This window comes from Mycobacterium saskatchewanense (assembly GCF_010729105.1).
GTDB classification, from domain to species: Bacteria; Actinomycetota; Actinomycetes; order Mycobacteriales; family Mycobacteriaceae; genus Mycobacterium; species Mycobacterium saskatchewanense.
The window spans coordinates 3,548,513-3,563,734 of record NZ_AP022573.1 but is presented as its reverse complement, the minus strand read 5'-3'; the positions used below and the strand labels follow the sequence as shown (position 1 = coordinate 3,563,734).

Sequence of the window (15,222 nt, the reverse complement as noted above, 5' to 3'; positions counted from 1 at the left end):
GTGGGCGCACAAGGGACCTCTACGCTTCCCATGCATGGCATTCTGATCGGCACCTGACGCGGGCACAGAAAGGCGGCGCATGAGCGCGAAGACCGAATCCCGGTTGACCCCCCGACAGCGATTGGTCCGGGGCCTGGCCTACTCGGCGGTGGGACCCGTGGACGTCACTCGGGGGATGGTGGGCCTGGGCGTCCAATCCGCGCAGTCGACCGCGTCGGAACTTCGCCGTCGCTACCAGGAGGGGCGCCTGGCGCGGGAGATCGCCGCCGCACAAGAAGCGCTCGCGCAAGAACTTTCCGCCGCACAAGAGGTCGTCGCCGGCCTGCCCCAGGCGTTGCAGGACGCCCGCCGCTCGCGGCGCCGCAGCAAGCGGCCGTGGATGATCGCAGGGGCCGCCGTGGTCGTGCTGGGTGGCGGTGCGGTTGCCTTCAGCATCGTCCGGCGTTCGATGCGGCCGGAGCGCGAGGAGCAGTCCCCGCGGCCGCCCAGCGTCGAGGTGCAGCCGCGGCCGTGAGGGCGGCTCACTCCGCGTGGCTGACGATGTTGAGGACATTGCCGTCTGGTGCCCGCACGAAGAAGCGGCGCACGCCCCATTGCGCCTCTGCATAGGGGGGTGGGGGCGGCCCGCAGCCCGTCGTCGAGGCTCACGATGAATGTGAGCTTGGCCGAAGGCATGCCGCGGTGCACGCCGCCGGGATCCGCCAGCGCGCGGTATCCGACCATCGACGCCACGCCCAGCCCGCCCCGTCGGGCGCGTCGACGAATTCCCAGACGCGTGTCGGCTCAGCGTCGACCACCATTTCACGCTAGCCGCGCGGTGTAGGGATACGGAGAATTCTGACGTGTGGAGCCTAGGGGAATCGAACCCCTGACACCCGCCTTGCAAAGGCGGTGCTCTACCAACTGAGCTAAGGCCCCTCATCCTGAGCAGGCGGTTGACCGGGAGGGTCGTCCACCGCCACATGCCACACCTCGACCCCGCGTCGCGACAGCACCACCACCGCCATCCCGACCACGGCCAGTGGCACTGCAAGCCTCACGCAACGTCTTGACGGGCACATGGTTGTGGGCCTAGGAGGACTCGAACCTCCGACCTCTTCGTTATCAGCGAAGCGCTCTAACCGCCTGAGCTATAGGCCCGTACGCGCATACGGCCGAGCGACGAGATTACCGCAACCGGCGCCCCATCCCCAAAACCGCTGTAGATCAACCCAGCCTAATCCCGGTCCGCCAGCGTCACCTCGATGCCGCCGATGAGGTCGGTGGTCAGGTTGTAGACGAACGCGGCGATCGTCGCCATGGCGGTCAGCAGCACGATGTTGACCAAACCGATCAGGACCGCGCCACCGAAGATGGTCCCACTGGAAACCAGTTCGCCGCTGCTGCCGCTCGTGTTGTTCAAGAGGTCACCGACGTTGCTGTTCAACTTCGCCCACACCCCCATGCCGCCGAGCACCAGGTAGAGGAACGCCACCGCGATCATCCAGACGAAGAACAGCGCCACGGACAGCAGGAGCGACACCTTCAGGGTGCTCCACGGGTCTATCCGGCGGATCTGCATGCTCGCCCGCACCGGCCCGCGGCCCCGCCGTGCCACGTTGACGCGGCTTTCCCGGGGTTCGCGTGCCTCGGATGCCGCCGAGCGGGCCGATCCCGACGTGGCCGATGCTTCCTGGCTGCGATCTGGAGCGGTCTTGCGCTGCGGCGAACGCGGGATGGGCCCGGACAAGTCCGGCAACTCGCTGGCGTAGGCCTCGGCCGGCGGGCCGTCGCCCCGCGCCGGCGGCGCGTTGAAGTCAGGCTGCGGACCCTTGCCGGGCGCCGGGGCGCCCGACCCCGATGCCGAGCCCCCAGAGATGAAGCGGTTCAGCCGGGCATCGGCGCCCGCGGGCGGGCCCGGGGGCCGCACATCGGACTGCGGGTCACCCGGGCGATGCGGGGGGTGGGAGCCCCGCCCGGCACCACGCTGCCACTGGGGCGGGTCGCCGGCGTCCTGCGTCCGGCCCGCCTGGGCGGGCGTCGCCCGGTGCGCACCCGCGCGATCGACCGGACCGTCGCCGTTCCCATGCAGGCTGTCGCCCGTCTTGGGGGCGGCCGGCTCGTTCGGTGAGGTCACCCCGACTCCTTACATCTCCTGCACAGGCCTGCCGAAAGCCACCCGGCCACGGCGGTCGCACGTCTGATCCGGCTGAGTCTAGTTGCACAGCCTCTCGGGCGGCCCACCGCTTGCCCGCATCGTTACCGGGCTAGGTGGTCGAATCCCCGGCCTGGTCGGTTTCGCCGACGACCTCTTCCGCGTTCTCCTCGGCGTTGCGAGCGATGGCCAGCAGTGTGGCGCCCTCACCCAGGTTCATCAACCGAACGCCCTTGGTCTGCCTGCCCGCCTTGCGCACCTGGCGCGCCGCCGTGCGGATGACGCCGCCGCCGGAAGTGATGGCGTACAGCTCGCTGTCGTCGTCGACGATCAACGCTCCGACCAGCCTGCCGCGCCGACGGTCATACATGACCGTCAGTACGCCCTTGCCGCCGCGGCCCTGCACCGGATACTCCTCGATAGCGGTCCGCTTGGCGTACCCGCCGGACGTCGCGACCAGCAGGTAGGTGCCTTCGCGGACGACGTTCAGGGACAGGAGCTGATCGTCGGCGTTGAAGCGCATACCCTGCACGCCCGAGGTGGCGCGGCCCATCGGCCGCAGCGCCTCGTCGGTCGCCGAGAACCGGATGGACTGTCCGTTGGCCGAAACCAGCAGCAGGTCGTCCTCGGCCGAGCACAGCACCGCGCCGACGAGCTCGTCGTTGTCGCGCAGGTTGATCGCGACGATCCCCCCGGAGCGGTTGGAGTCGAAGTCGGTCAGCCGCGACTTTTTGACCAGCCCGTTCTTTGTGGCCAGCACCAGATACGGCGCGTCTTCGTACCCGCGGATCTGGATGACCTGGGCGATGCGCTCCTCGGGCTGGAAGGCGAGCAGGTTGGCGACGTGCTGGCCGCGCGCCGTCCGCGAGGCCTCGGGCAGCTCGTATGCCTTGGCCCGGTAGACCCGCCCCTGCGTGGTGAAGAACAGGATCCAGTCGTGGGTCGAGGACACGAAGAAGTGCGCGACGATGTCGTCCTGCTTGAGTCCGGCGCCCTGCACGCCCTTGCCGCCGCGCTTTTGGCTGCGATAGAGGTCGGTCTTGGTGCGCTTGGCGTATCCGGTCTCGGTGATGGTGACGACGACGTCCTCGCGGGCGATCAGGTCCTCGTCGTTGACCTCGCCATCGGCCGCGATGATCCGGGTACGACGGTCGTCGCCGTGCTTGTCGACGATCTCGCGGAGCTCGTCGCGCACGATGGCGCGCTGCCGCTCCGGCTTGGCGAGGATGTCTTCGAGGTCGGCGATCTCGGCCTCGATCTTGGCCAGGTCGTCGATGATGCGCTGTCGTTCCAGGGCCGCCAGGCGGCGCAGCTGCATGTCGAGGATGGCCTGCGCCTGGATCTCGTCGATGTCGAGCAACTCGATCAGGCCCGCGCGGGCGATGTCGACGGTCTCCGAGGCGCGAATGAGCGCGATGACCTCGTCCAGCGCGTCGAGCGCTTTGACCAGACCGCGCAAGATGTGTGCTCGTTCGTTCGCCTTGCGCAGCCGATAGGTGGTGCGGCGAACGATCACGTCGAGTTGATGTTCGACGTAGTACCGGATCATCTGGTCTAGCCGAAGCGTGCGCGGCACCCCGTCGACGATCGACAGCATGTTCGCGCCGAAGCTGGTCTGCAGCTGAGTGTGCTTGTAGAGGTTGTTCAACACCACCTTGGCCACCGCGTCGCGCTTGATCTCCACGACGATCCGCAGGCCCACCCGGTCGCTGCTCTGGTCCTCGATGTTGGAGATCCCGGCCAGCCGGCCGTCGCGGACCTGTTCGGCGATCGAGGTGATGAAGTTGTCGTGGTTGACCTGATACGGCAGCTCCGTGATCACCAGTGAGGTGCGGCCGCGCGAATCTTCTTCCACCTCAACGACTCCGCGCATCCGGATCGAGCCACGTCCCGTGGTGTACGCGTCGTGGATGCCCTGCGACCCGACGATCAGGCCGTGGGTCGGGAAGTCGGGGCCCTTGACCCGCTCGCAGACCGCAGTGAGGGTGGCCTCCTCGTCGGCCTCGTGATTGTCCAGGCACCAGTACACCGCCTCGGCCAACTCACGCAGATTATGTGGCGGGATGTTGGTGGCCATCCCCACCGCGATGCCGCCGGAGCCGTTGGCCAGCAGGTTGGGAAACCGGCTGGGCAGCACTGTCGGCTCTTGCACCCGGCCGTCGTAGTTGGGAATGAAATCGACTGTCTCTTCGTCGATTTCACGCAGCATCTCCATGGCGAGCGGGGTGAGCCGCGCCTCGGTGTACCGCATCGCGGCCGGCGGGTCGTTACCCGGCGACCCGAAGTTCCCCTGGCCGTCGACCAGCGGGTAGCGCAGCGACCAAGGCTGGGCCATGCGCACCAAGGTGTCGTAGATCGAGGCGTCACCGTGCGGGTGGTAGTTACCCATCGTCTCCGCGACCGACCGTGCCGACTTGGCGTGGCTGCGGTCCGGGCGGAAACCCGAGTCGTACATGGCATACAGCACACGGCGGTGCACCGGCTTGAGGCCGTCGCGCACCTCCGGCAGCGCGCGGCCCACAATGACGCTCATCGCGTAATCGATGTAGCTGCGCTGCATCTCCTGCTGGATGTCGACCGGTTCGATACGGTCGCCGGCTTCGTCGCCCGGGGGCAGCGTGGTGTCAGTCATGTATTCCTCGTTTGCGTCGAGCTACGCGTGTCTGATTGATCAGACGTCCAGGAAGCGAACGTCCTTGGCGTTGCGGGTGATGAAGCTGCGCCGCGCGTCGACATCTTCACCCATCAGAATGGAGAACAGTTCGTCGGCGGCCGCCGCGTCGTCCAGCGTGACCTGGCGCAGCACCCGCACCGACGGGTCCATCGTGGTCTCCCACAATTCTTTTGCGTCCATCTCACCCAGACCTTTGTAGCGCTGGATGCCGTCTTCCTTGTTGATCTTCTTGCCGGCCTTGAGCCCGGCCTCCAGGAGGCCGTCGCGCTCGCGGTCGGAATAGGCGAATTCCGGGTCGGTGCGCTGCCACTTGAGCTTGTACAGTGGCGGCTGCGCGAGGAAGACGTGCCCGTTCTCGATCAGCGGCCGCATGAACCGGAACAACAGCGTCAGCAGCAGGGTCGAGATGTGCTGGCCGTCGACGTCCGCGTCGGCCATCAACACGATCTTGTGGTAGCGCAGCTTGGTGAGGTCGAACTCGTCGTGAATCCCCGTGCCCAGCGCGGTGATGATCGCCTGGACTTCGGTGTTCTTCAGCACCCGGTCGATGCGGGCCTTCTCCACGTTGATGATCTTGCCGCGCAACGGGAGGATGGCCTGGAACATCGAGTCGCGGCCACTCTTCGCCGAGCCGCCGGCCGAATCTCCTTCCACCACATAGAGTTCCGACTTACGAGGGTCGGTCGAACGGCAATCGGCAAGCTTGCCGGGCAGCCCGCCGAGGTCGGTTGCGCTCTTGCGCCGCACCAACTCACGCGCCTTGCGCGCCGCGATCCGCGCCTGCGCCGACGAAACCGCTTTGTTGACAACGACCTTCGCATCCGCGGGGTTGGCTTCGAACCAGTGCGTCAGCTGTTCGTTGCAGACCTTCTGGACGAATGACTTGACCTCGGTGTTTCCGAGCTTGGTCTTGGTTTGGCCCTCGAACTGGGGTTGCGAAACCTTGACGGAGATGACCGCGGCCAGGCCCTCCCGGATGTCGTCGCCGGTGAGGTTGGGATCTTTGTCCTTCAACAACTTCTTGTCTTTGGCGTACTTGTTCACCACGGTCGTCAGGGCGCTACGGAAGCCCTCCTCGTGGGTGCCGCCCTCGTGGGTGTTGATGGTGTTGGCGAAGGTATGGACCGACTCGGAATATCCACCGTTCCACTGCATCGCAACCTCGACCTCATGGCCGTCGCCCTTACCCTCGAAGCCGATGATGCTCTGCTGAATCGGGCTCTTGGTGCGGTTGATGTGCTTGACAAAGTCGACCAGGCCACCGGGGTAGTGGAACGTGCGGTGCTTTACCTTGTGCGCCCCAACCGTTTCCGCAGCCTTCTCCTCTGCGGACTTCGGAGCTTCCGCGGTGTCGCTGACCACCTCGTCGACGACTTCCTCTTTGGTGACGCGCTCGTCGGTCAGCTCGATGGTCAACCCCTTATTGAGGAATGCCATTTCCTGCAGCCGGCGGGCCACCGTCTCGAAGTCGTAGTCGGTGGTCTCGAAGATCTCCGGATCGGCCCAGAAGCGGATGGTGGTGCCCGTCTTCCTCGTCTTCTCGCCCTGTTTGAGGACGCCGGGCACCGAGTTGGTGTACACCTGCGACCACTCGTACCCGTCTCGTCTGATGTCGGCTTCGAGACGCGAGGACAGGGCATTGACGACGGAGACACCCACACCGTGCAGCCCGCCGGACACCTGATAGGCGCCCTGTTCGAACTTGCCGCCCGCGTGCAGCACGGTCATCACGACATCGACGGTCGGCACACCGGTGGAGTGCATCTCGACCGGAATGCCGCGGCCATCGTCGGCGACCTCGACGCCGCCGTCATCGAGCAGCCGGACCGTCACTTTGGTGGCGAACCCGGCCATCGCCTCGTCGACGGCGTTATCGACCACCTCCCAGACCAAATGGTGCAAACCTCGCTCGCCGGTAGAGCCGATGTACATACCGGGGCGTTTGCGGACCGCTTCCAGCCCTTCGAGGACCTTGATTGAATCAGCACCGTACTGGTTTTTGGCAGCCACGTTCGGAAAGCTCTCCTCGGGGTTACGTGCAAGCGGTTCGGTCACCGCATCGATCGCACCTCACCACTCTACCGTGATCGAGGCTTGGCACCGATTTTCTGGGCGTGTTTCTGCCTGGCTAACCGCGCCGTGCGCACGATTTCTTCATTTAGGCCGTGTCCTGACGCTAGTCGGACCCGTCTGTCACCTTCTAGCGGCTCTGAGCGGCCTGTTGATGAACGCCGCCCCGGGGATGGCCGACGTGCGATCAGCCGTAGGTGTCGCGCGGGCCGCGCCCGGCGATGTGGCGTGGACCTTTCCGCCACGAGGGCGCCGTCGGCCCGGTTATTTTCAGCGAGGTCACCACGCCGTTGCCCACCGCCGCGGCGATCTTGGCCAAGAGTTGCGCCTGGATCATCCGCAGCTGCGTTGCCCAGGCCGTCGACTCCGCCGTCACACTGAGCACGCCCTCGCTGAGTCCGGTCGGCGTGGCATGGTCGGCGATTTGATGGCCCACGACCGTGGCCCACTGTCCGAGCACCGTCCCCTCCGCGACGCGGGCCGACCAGCCGCGCTTCTTGGCCATATCCCGCGTCAATCGGCCCAGAGGTTGGGGGTCGCGGACGTCGGGCCCGGGACCGGACCAGGTCCTCCGCCGCCCCGCGACCCGGCGCGGGACCGGTGCCGCCGTCCGGCCGCGCCCGGCATCCTTACCTTGCGCGCGGGCGGCCGCGCGTGCCTCCTCGAGCGTGCGCCGCACCAAGTCGATGCCCTTCAGATCGCTCGGCAGGGCCATTTCTTCGCCGTCGGTCACGAGCGCACCACCGAAAGCCTGCCCGACTCGTCGTCGCTCAGGTCGATGTGCACCCGCCGCGCCGACCAGCCCTCGGGAATGTCTTCTTCGACCGCCGCGGTCACCAGCACCTGCTCCGCCGATTCCGCCACGGCGGCCAGCGCCCGCCGCCGCGCGGCGTCGAGCTCGGCGAACACGTCGTCGAGTAACAACACCGGTTCGCTCCCTTCCTCGCGCAACAACTCGTACGCCGCCAGGCGCAGCGCCACCGCGAACGACCACGATTCGCCATGGCTGGCAAACCCTTTCGCGGGCTGGTCGCCGAGGCGCAGTTCCAGGTCGTCACGATGCGGACCCACCAGACACATGCCGCGCTCCAATTCCGCGGCGCGACGCGCGGCCAGCGCCGCCAATAGAGAGGCCTCCAGAAGTTCCCGATCCGGACCTTGCGGATCTTCAGGCCCACCCGCGCCGAGGCTGGTCCGGTAGGCGATGGATGCCGGGCGGGATCCGGGAGCCAGCAATTGGTAAGCCTTTTCGACCTCGGGCCCGAGTAGATTCACCAGATCCATGCGCGCAGCCATCAGCTCGGCGCCATGCTCGGCCAGCCGGCTGTCCCACACGTCCAACGTGTCGAGGGCGCCGGGATCCGCTCGGTGTCGCACCCCCGAGATCGATTTCAACAGCGCGGTGCGCTGGCGCAGCACCTTGTCGTAATCGGCCCGCACCCCGGCGACCGACGGCCGGCGCACCGTCGCCAAGTCGTCAAGGTACCGCCGGCGATCGGCCGGGTCCCCTCGCACCAGTGCCAAATCCTCCGGAGCGAACAACACGGCGCGCAGCACCCCGACCACCTCGCGCGTACTGCGCACCGGTGATCGGTTCAACCTCGCCTTGTTAGCTCGGCCCGCCGCGATCTCCAGATCGACCGCACATTCACGGCCCTCGTTGACCACGATCGTCGAAATGATTGCCCTGTCGGCACCGGCCCGGATGAGTGGCGCGTCGGTTCCCACTCGGTGGGAAGACAGCGTCGTCGAATACCACAGCGCCTCAATGAGATTCGTCTTACCAAAGCCGTTCGGACCAACGAACACCGTCCGGCCCGGCTCCAATTCGAGGTCGGCGTGCGCCCAGGACCGAAAATCGCGCAGTCCCAAATGCCGGAGGTACACCCTAGCCAGGCAACCGGACGGGCATGAGCAGGTAGACATAGTCCGTCGGCGACGCCATGAACGGACCGCTGCCAGCGGGCTGCGCGTCACCGTCGGACGCCGGGCGCAGCAACGCCGGCTTGCCGGGTGTGGTGAAACCGAACGACACCCTCTCGGAGTGCACCGAGGCGAGGCCGTCGGTCAGATATGTCGGGTTGAACGCGATCGTCAACGGCTCACCCACGAAATCGACGGGAAGGTCTTCCTCTGCCCGACCCACATCGTCGGCACCGGCGGCCAGCCTCAACGTGCCGTCGGCGAATTCCATCCGAACCTGGGCACCGCGGTCGGCCACCAGCGCCACCAGCTTGATCGCCTCGGTCAGTTCCGCGACGTTAATCGTGGCGACGGCGGTGTGCTCGGCGGGCAGCAACTGCCGAAACTTCGGAAACTCCGCATCCAACAACCGGGTGGTACTGCGCTTGCCATTGCCGCTGATGCCCAGCAGGCCCTCCTTGCCCACGCCGCCACCGGCGCCCAACGACAGCCTGACTTCCGATCCGTCCGTACCGGCCCGCGCGGCCTCGGCCAGCGTCTTGGCCGGTACCAACACCGCGGCCTCGATGTCCGGCGACGACGCCGACCAGGTCAGTTCGCGAACCGCGAGGCGGAACCGGTCGGTCGCCGCCAAAACAACGGTGTCGCCAGAAATCTCGACCCGGATGCCCGTCAGCATGGGCAGCGTGTCGTCCCGGCCGGCCGCGACAGCGACCTGACTGATCGCCTCGGCGAACAGGTCCGCCGGCAGGGTGCCGGTCTCTTCCGGCAGGGAAGGCAGCGTCGGGTAATCCTCAACCGCCATCGTCGGCAGCGAAAATCGGGCATTCCCACAGGTCAGGGCGACCCGGTTGCCGTCGACGTAAAAGTCGACGGGCTTGTTCGGCAGCGCCCGGGTGATATCGGACAGCAGCCGACCGGAAACCAAAACGCTTCCCGGAGAAGCTATTTCGGCCGCGACCTGTGCCTCGGCGGAAACCTCGTAGTCGAACCCGGAGATCGTCAGGCCCGCATCCGAGCCGGACAGCAAGACTCCGGAGAGCACGGGAACCGCCGGCCTTGTCGGCAGGTTTCGCGCCACCCACGACACCGCGTCGGCGAAGGACTCCCGCACCAACCGAAACTTCAAGTCGGTGAGGCCAGCTGTTGTCGTCGCCGCGTTCATAGCGTCCCTTCACCTACCCAAAGCGTTCACCGATTCGGTGACCAGTCCCCCGCACCGATACGGGGAGTCGAAGAACAACCGTAGAGCTTCTGAGCTCATCTTGAAAGCTAATCGAGAAGGCCGACAAGCCGGGCCGGCGAAGGCTCGATGGGGTGGTGTGCACGAAGGTTCCCGAGTGGTTCCCCAGGACCGTTCTTCGAAGAGAAACCCATGGAGATATCTCAGTAACAGTAATAAGGACTGTGCATGCTGGGGACAGCACGGCCCCGGCGCAGCTAGGGGCGTCGGTGCGCTGTGGATGACAACGTGGACAAGTGTGTGTCGCGCGGTCGGCGGCTGGGGATGTGCGGGGGCGGTGTGCGCAGCGGGAGTTTGTTGCACTGTTGTTTGTTTGCGTTGTGCACAGCGCTGCGCACAGCGTCCGGCTGTGACTGGTGTGACAGAGGTGCGGGAAGTTTTTCGAAAGAAGTTGGCAGCAGCCGAGAATCAGCGCTTGGAACGCTGACGAATGCGAGTGGTGAGTTCTTTGACGTGGTCGAACACCTCGCGCCGTTCGGCCATCTCGGAGAGGATCTTGCGCTGCGCGTACATCACCGTGGTGTGGTCGCGACCGAATGCCTGGCCGATCTTGGGCAGCGACAGATCGGTGAGCTCGCGACACAGATACATCGCGATCTGGCGCGACTGAGCCAGTGCCCGGGTCTTGCCGGGGCCGCGTAATTCCTCCACCGTGGTGTCGAAGTACTCGGCGGTCGCGGCCATGATGGTCGCCGAACTGATCTGCATCGTGCTGGCGTCGGCGATGAGGTCGCGCAGCACGATCTCGGCGAGTGCCTTGTCGATCGGCGTCTTGTTGAGCGAGGCGAACGCGGTGACCCGGATGAGGGCACCCTCGAGTTCACGGATGTTGCGTTCGATGCTGCTGGCGATCAGCTCGAGCACGTCGTCGGGCACCGCAAGGCGCTCCATTTGTGCCTTCTTGCGCAGGATGGCGATGCGGGTTTCGAGCTCCGGTGGCTGTACGTCGGTGATCAGGCCCCACTCGAACCGCGTTCTGAGCCGGTCTTCGAGGGTGGCGAGCTGTTTGGGCGGCCGGTCGGAGGAGATGACGATCTGCTTGTTGGCGTTGTGCAGGGTGTTGAAGGTATGGAAGAACTCCTCCTGGATACCTTCCTTGCCCTCGATGAACTGGATGTCATCGACCAGCAGTACGTCGACGTCGCGGTAGCTGCGCTTGAATGCGACCTTCCGGTCGTCGCGAAGCGAGTTGATGAAGTCGTTGGTGAATTCCTCGGTCGACACGTACTTGACTCGCATGCCGGGAAACAGTCGTTGTGCGTAGTTGCCGGCGGCGTGCAGCAGGTGGGTTTTGCCCAGTCCGGACTCACCCCAGATGAACAGGGGATTGTAGGCGCGGGCGGGGGCTTCGGCAATCGCCAGGGCCGCGGCGTGTGCGAATCGGTTGGAGGCGCCGATCACGAACGTGTCGAAGGTGTATCGGCGGTTGAGGCTGGCCTCGCTGGTGACGACGGGATCGGAATTTCGCGCGCGTTCGCTGAAGTAGTGGGGCCAACGGTGTTCGGACCCAGGCGCTTCTCCGTTGTCCTCAACGTCGTCGTGTTCGATCGCAAGCTCGTCGGGCGAGGCTTCCGGTTGGGTGAAAGCCTCCGCGGGCGGGAAGGACCCGTCGTCGGCGTCCTCGGTCGGTGGCGCGATTCGGACGCCGAGCTGGATCTGCTGGCCGAGCCGGCGACTCAGGGCGTCCGTGATGGGTGCGCGCAGATGGCGTTCGATCTCGTTCTGCACGAAGCTGCTCGGCACCGACAGCAATGCGAATCCCTCAACGATGGTCAGCGGCTGAACAAGATTCAGCCAGGCGCGCTGCTGTGGTGTGAGCGGGGTGATGAGGGTGGTGCGGTTTGGCGAGGCACCGTCCGCGGTGGCGTCGCCGTTGAGTTCTGATACGACGGCGTTCCACACAGTCGTGAAACTTGAACCGGGGTCATCGGTCAACGACGCATCTCCCTGGTTCTCGCACATCCCGGGTCGTTATACGAACAAGTATCAGACGACGCTAGGCCGACGAAGCAACTGTCCACATAGTTATGCACAGGTGTGGACAAGATGATCGTAAGCGAGCCGCAACCTATCGGCGACGGCACGCGATCTCCGTGCTGAAGAAAACCCGTAGAGGTCGTCTACGCAGCTAGTTGACCCGCCATCCTTGCTTCGTTGTCGAGCGCCGTTCCAGTCTAAAACGACCTTGGCAGAAGCTAACAGTTTTCCGTGCGGCTGCCAACCGTTCCGTTGCATTCCAATCGAGTTGTTTAAGGTGACTTGGGCCCGGTGCGGCTCGTGGGGAAGCGGGGCGCCCGGACGCCGACGTTACCTCCGGATGCGGCGAGGGCATCGAGCGGGTTCGTTGGCGCAGGCCAGGTTTGACCCAGCCAACGCACGTCAGTACCCTCAAATAGTCGCCCGAACGTCGGCGATACGGCAGCGACCCGGGGTGACGTGCCCGGGGACCGCGCCGGCCAGCGAGCGGGAACCACCCCCGACCGACCTGCAGAGTACATGTCTGAGCGGCCGGGTGGCTGGGACTACTTGAAGCGAGACAGAACGAGGAGAACGTCGTGGCCAAGGGCAAGCGGACCTTCCAGCCGAACAACCGGCGCCGAGCCCGCGTGCACGGTTTCCGCCTGCGGATGCGCACCCGCGCCGGGCGTGCAATCGTGTCGACGCGGCGCCGCAAGGGCCGCCGTTCTCTGACTGCCTGATCGCACTACCGGGTTCTGCCGTGCTTCGCGCACGCAACCGCATGAGGCGGTCAACCGAGTTTGACGCGACGGTGAGGCACGGGTTGCGCGCGGCGCAGCCCGATCTGATCGTCCATTTCCGGCGAGGGGACGGCGACGAGATCGTTGATACCGGCGCGCCCCACGTCGGCCTGATCATTGCCAAGCCGGTGGGGACCGCGGTGGAACGCCATCGGGTCGCCCGTCGCTTGCGGCATGTCGCCCGTCCGATGCTGGACGAACTCCAGGAATCCGATCGGGTGGTAATCCGGGCTCTGCCCAGCAGCCGCAATGTGTCGTCGGCACGGTTGGAGCAACAGCTGCGCCGGGCGTTGCGCCGCGCTCTCCGGTCGGCGGGAACGGATCTGTGACCGCACTGGTGCGGGTGCGCGCGGCAGGCCGTACGGCGGGCACGGCGACGGTTCGGGTCGTGGTCTATCTCATCCAGCTGTACCGCCACATGGTGTCGCCGTTGCGTCCGGCGACATGCCGCTTCATTCCGACGTGCAGTCAGTACGCCGTCGATGCGTTGACCGAATACGGCCTGTTCCGAGGATGCCGCCTGGCCGCGGTGCGCCTCGCGAAGTGCGGACCATGGCACCGGGGAGGGTGGGACCCGATACCGGAGCGCCACAACTGTGATCACGCGAGCGGAGCCCGGGCCTTGCCGGGGGTCCGAGGGGAGAGTGGGTCTTTTGTTTGATTTCTTCAGCCTTGACTTCGTCTACTACCCGGTGTCATGGATCATGTGGGCTTGGTACAAGCTCTTCGCGGCCGTGCTGGGACCGTCGAACTTCTTCGCGTGGGCGCTCGCGGTGATGTTCCTTGTGTTCACCTTGCGCGCGCTGCTGTACAAGCCGTTCGTCCGCCAAATCCGGACCACGCGCCAGATGCAGGAGCTGCAACCGCAAATCAAGGCGCTGCAGAAGAAGTACGGCAAGGACCGCCAGCGGATGGCACTCGAGATGCAGAAGCTCCAGCGCGAACACGGGTTCAATCCGATCCTGGGCTGTCTGCCGATGCTCGCGCAGATCCCGGTATTCCTCGGCCTCTATCACGTGTTGCGTTCGTTCAACCGCACGACGGGGGGCTTCGGTCAGCCACATCTGTCCGTGGCCCAGAACCGGGCCACCGGCAACTACGTCTTCACGCCGGCCGATGTGGGGCACTTCCTGGACGCCAACTTGTTCGGCGCCCCGATCGGTGCGTCGATGACGCAACACTCCGGACTGGACGCATTCACTGTTTACAGTCTCCCGGCGGTGATCGCGGTCGGAGCGCCCGTGATGATCCTGGCCGGTATCGCAACGTACTTCAACAGCCGCGCTTCGGTGGCTCGGCAGAGTCCGGAGGCGGCGGCCAACCCGCAGACGGCGATGATGAACAAGCTGGCGCTGTATGTCTTCCCGCTCGGTGTCGTCGTCGGCGGCCCGTTCCTGCCGCTCGCGATCATCTTGTATTGGTTCTCGAACAACATCTGGACGTTTGGGCAACAGCACTACGTGTTCGGGATGATCGAGAAAGAGGAAGAAGCGAAGAAGCAAGAGGTGATCGCGCGCCGCGCGGCCAACGCGCCGGCGCCGGGCGCCAAGCCGAAGCGCGCGCCGAAGACCGCGGCGGCGAGCGGCAACGGAGCGTCGGCCGACGATGGTGATGAGGATGCGGCGGGTGCGGGGGAAGCGTCCGACGGCGAAACCGTCGAGACGGAGAAGACCGCCGGACCCGAGAGCCCGAGCGGTACTGCGGCCAACCGGACGCCGCGGCCGGGGGCGCGACCAAAACGGCGTAAACGCTGACGACGCCGAAATTCTTTGGGCCGCCGGCAAAGGCGACCCCCGTTGGGCAAAGACCCGTGGAGGGAGAAAAAGACATGACAGACGCTGATACCACCGAACGCGACTACGACGCGGACCTCGACTCCCGAGAGTCGGCCGAGCAGGGCGGGGTTGAGAACGGCGAGAGGGACACCGAAGGGTTCGAGGACGCGGAAGAGCGCTTGGTCGCCGAGGGGGAGATCGCCGGCGACTACCTCGAAGAGTTGTTGGACCTGTTGGATTTCGACGGCGACATCGACCTGGACGTTGAGGGTAACCGGGCGGTCGTGAGCATCGACGGCAGCGACGACTTGAACAAGTTGGTGGGTCGGGGCGGCGAGGTGCTGGACGCCCTGCAAGAACTGACCCGGTTGGCCGTGCACCAGAAGACCGGTGTGCGCAGCCGGTTGATGCTAGACATTGCGAGCTGGCGTCGTCGTCGCCGGGAGGAGTTGGCGGCGCTGGGCGACAAGGTGGCGCGCCGCGTGCTGCAGACGGGCGAGCGGGAAGAGCTTAGGCCGATGACGCCGTTCGAGCGAAAGATCGTTCACGACGCGGTGGCCGCGGTGCCGGGGGTGCATAGCGAAAGCGAGGGCGTCGAACCGTCGCGTCGAGTCGTTGTGCTGCACGACTAGCGGGCCCGAGTT

At 65.8% G+C, this 15,222-nt stretch carries 13 protein-coding genes and 2 tRNA genes; 6 read left to right on the top strand and 9 right to left on the bottom strand.

The annotated features are described in order from the left end of the window. The first annotated feature begins 79 nt into the window (after positions 1-79). Positions 80-514, top strand: coding sequence for a cell wall synthesis protein CwsA (cwsA, locus tag G6N56_RS16780; protein ID WP_085254176.1), 435 nt, complete (start codon positions 80-82; stop codon positions 512-514). Between the two features lie 331 nt (positions 515-845). Here cwsA and G6N56_RS16765 read toward each other — a convergent pair. From G6N56_RS16765 to dnaA, 9 genes are all read right to left on the bottom strand, one after another. Beyond that, a tRNA-Ala gene (locus G6N56_RS16765) sits at positions 846-918 on the bottom strand. Between the two features lie 148 nt (positions 919-1,066). Beyond that, positions 1,067-1,140, bottom strand: a tRNA-Ile gene (locus G6N56_RS16760). Positions 1,141-1,216: 76 nt separating this feature from the next. After that, positions 1,217-2,116, bottom strand: coding sequence for a DUF3566 domain-containing protein (locus G6N56_RS16755; protein ID WP_085254175.1), 900 nt, complete (start codon positions 2,114-2,116; stop codon positions 1,217-1,219). Between the two features lie 130 nt (positions 2,117-2,246). Next, positions 2,247-4,766, bottom strand: a complete 2,520-nt coding sequence (gene gyrA / locus G6N56_RS16750) for a DNA gyrase subunit A (RefSeq protein ID WP_085254174.1) — start codon at positions 4,764-4,766, stop codon at positions 2,247-2,249. 39 nt (positions 4,767-4,805) lie between these two features. Beyond that, positions 4,806-6,818: a DNA topoisomerase (ATP-hydrolyzing) subunit B gene (gene gyrB / locus G6N56_RS16745; RefSeq protein WP_085254189.1), complete on the bottom strand. Its 2,013-nt coding sequence runs from the start codon at positions 6,816-6,818 to the stop codon at positions 4,806-4,808. A gap of 247 nt (positions 6,819-7,065) precedes the next feature. Next, positions 7,066-7,593, bottom strand: a complete 528-nt coding sequence (locus tag G6N56_RS16740) for a DUF721 family protein (RefSeq protein ID WP_085254188.1) — start codon at positions 7,591-7,593, stop codon at positions 7,066-7,068. A gap of 14 nt (positions 7,594-7,607) precedes the next feature. After that, the gene (gene recF, locus G6N56_RS16735; RefSeq protein WP_085254173.1) at positions 7,608-8,765 is read right to left on the bottom strand and encodes a DNA replication/repair protein RecF; all 1,158 of its coding nucleotides are present in this window, start codon (positions 8,763-8,765) and stop codon (positions 7,608-7,610) included. Between the two features lies 1 nt (position 8,766). After that, a complete protein-coding gene (gene dnaN / locus G6N56_RS16730; protein ID WP_085254172.1) occupies positions 8,767-9,966 on the bottom strand; it encodes a DNA polymerase III subunit beta in 1,200 nt (399 codons plus the stop codon). A gap of 486 nt (positions 9,967-10,452) precedes the next feature. After that, complete coding sequence (gene dnaA / locus G6N56_RS16725) at positions 10,453-11,979, bottom strand: chromosomal replication initiator protein DnaA (RefSeq protein WP_085254187.1); 1,527 nt, start codon at positions 11,977-11,979, stop codon at positions 10,453-10,455. A gap of 620 nt (positions 11,980-12,599) precedes the next feature. On the opposite strand from dnaA, the gene rpmH reads away from it, so the two are divergent. The 5 genes from rpmH (at position 12,600) to G6N56_RS16700 (ending at position 15,210) form a co-directional block, all read left to right on the top strand. After that, a complete protein-coding gene (gene rpmH, locus G6N56_RS16720) occupies positions 12,600-12,743 on the top strand; it encodes a 50S ribosomal protein L34 (RefSeq protein WP_085254171.1) in 144 nt (47 codons plus the stop codon). 20 nt (positions 12,744-12,763) lie between these two features. After that, complete coding sequence (gene rnpA / locus G6N56_RS16715; protein WP_085254170.1) at positions 12,764-13,132, top strand: ribonuclease P protein component; 369 nt, start codon at positions 12,764-12,766, stop codon at positions 13,130-13,132. A gap of 14 nt (positions 13,133-13,146) precedes the next feature. Then, entirely contained in the window at positions 13,147-13,464 is a 318-nt protein-coding gene (gene yidD / locus G6N56_RS16710) for a membrane protein insertion efficiency factor YidD (protein ID WP_142280446.1), read from the top strand. After that, on the top strand, positions 13,448-14,557 hold the full coding sequence (gene yidC, locus G6N56_RS16705) for a membrane protein insertase YidC (RefSeq protein WP_085254168.1): 1,110 nt from the start codon (positions 13,448-13,450) through the stop codon (positions 14,555-14,557). The genes yidD and yidC overlap by 17 nt, the downstream gene beginning before the upstream one ends. Before the next feature lie 74 nt (positions 14,558-14,631). Further along, a complete protein-coding gene (locus G6N56_RS16700; protein WP_085254167.1) occupies positions 14,632-15,210 on the top strand; it encodes a Jag family protein in 579 nt (192 codons plus the stop codon). The last annotated feature ends 12 nt before the right edge of the window (positions 15,211-15,222 follow it).

Coding starts and splice junctions, on each gene's coding strand:
- cwsA (WP_085254176.1), top strand. CDS start 80: ATGAGCGCGAAGACCGAATCCCGGTTGACCCCCCGACAGCGATTGGTC.
- G6N56_RS16740 (WP_085254188.1), bottom strand. CDS start 7,593: ATGGCCCTGCCGAGCGATCTGAAGGGCATCGACTTGGTGCGGCGCACG.
- dnaN (WP_085254172.1), bottom strand. CDS start 9,966: ATGAACGCGGCGACGACAACAGCTGGCCTCACCGACTTGAAGTTTCGG.
- gyrA (WP_085254174.1), bottom strand. CDS start 4,766: ATGACTGACACCACGCTGCCCCCGGGCGACGAAGCCGGCGACCGTATC.
- G6N56_RS16700 (WP_085254167.1), top strand. CDS start 14,632: ATGACAGACGCTGATACCACCGAACGCGACTACGACGCGGACCTCGAC.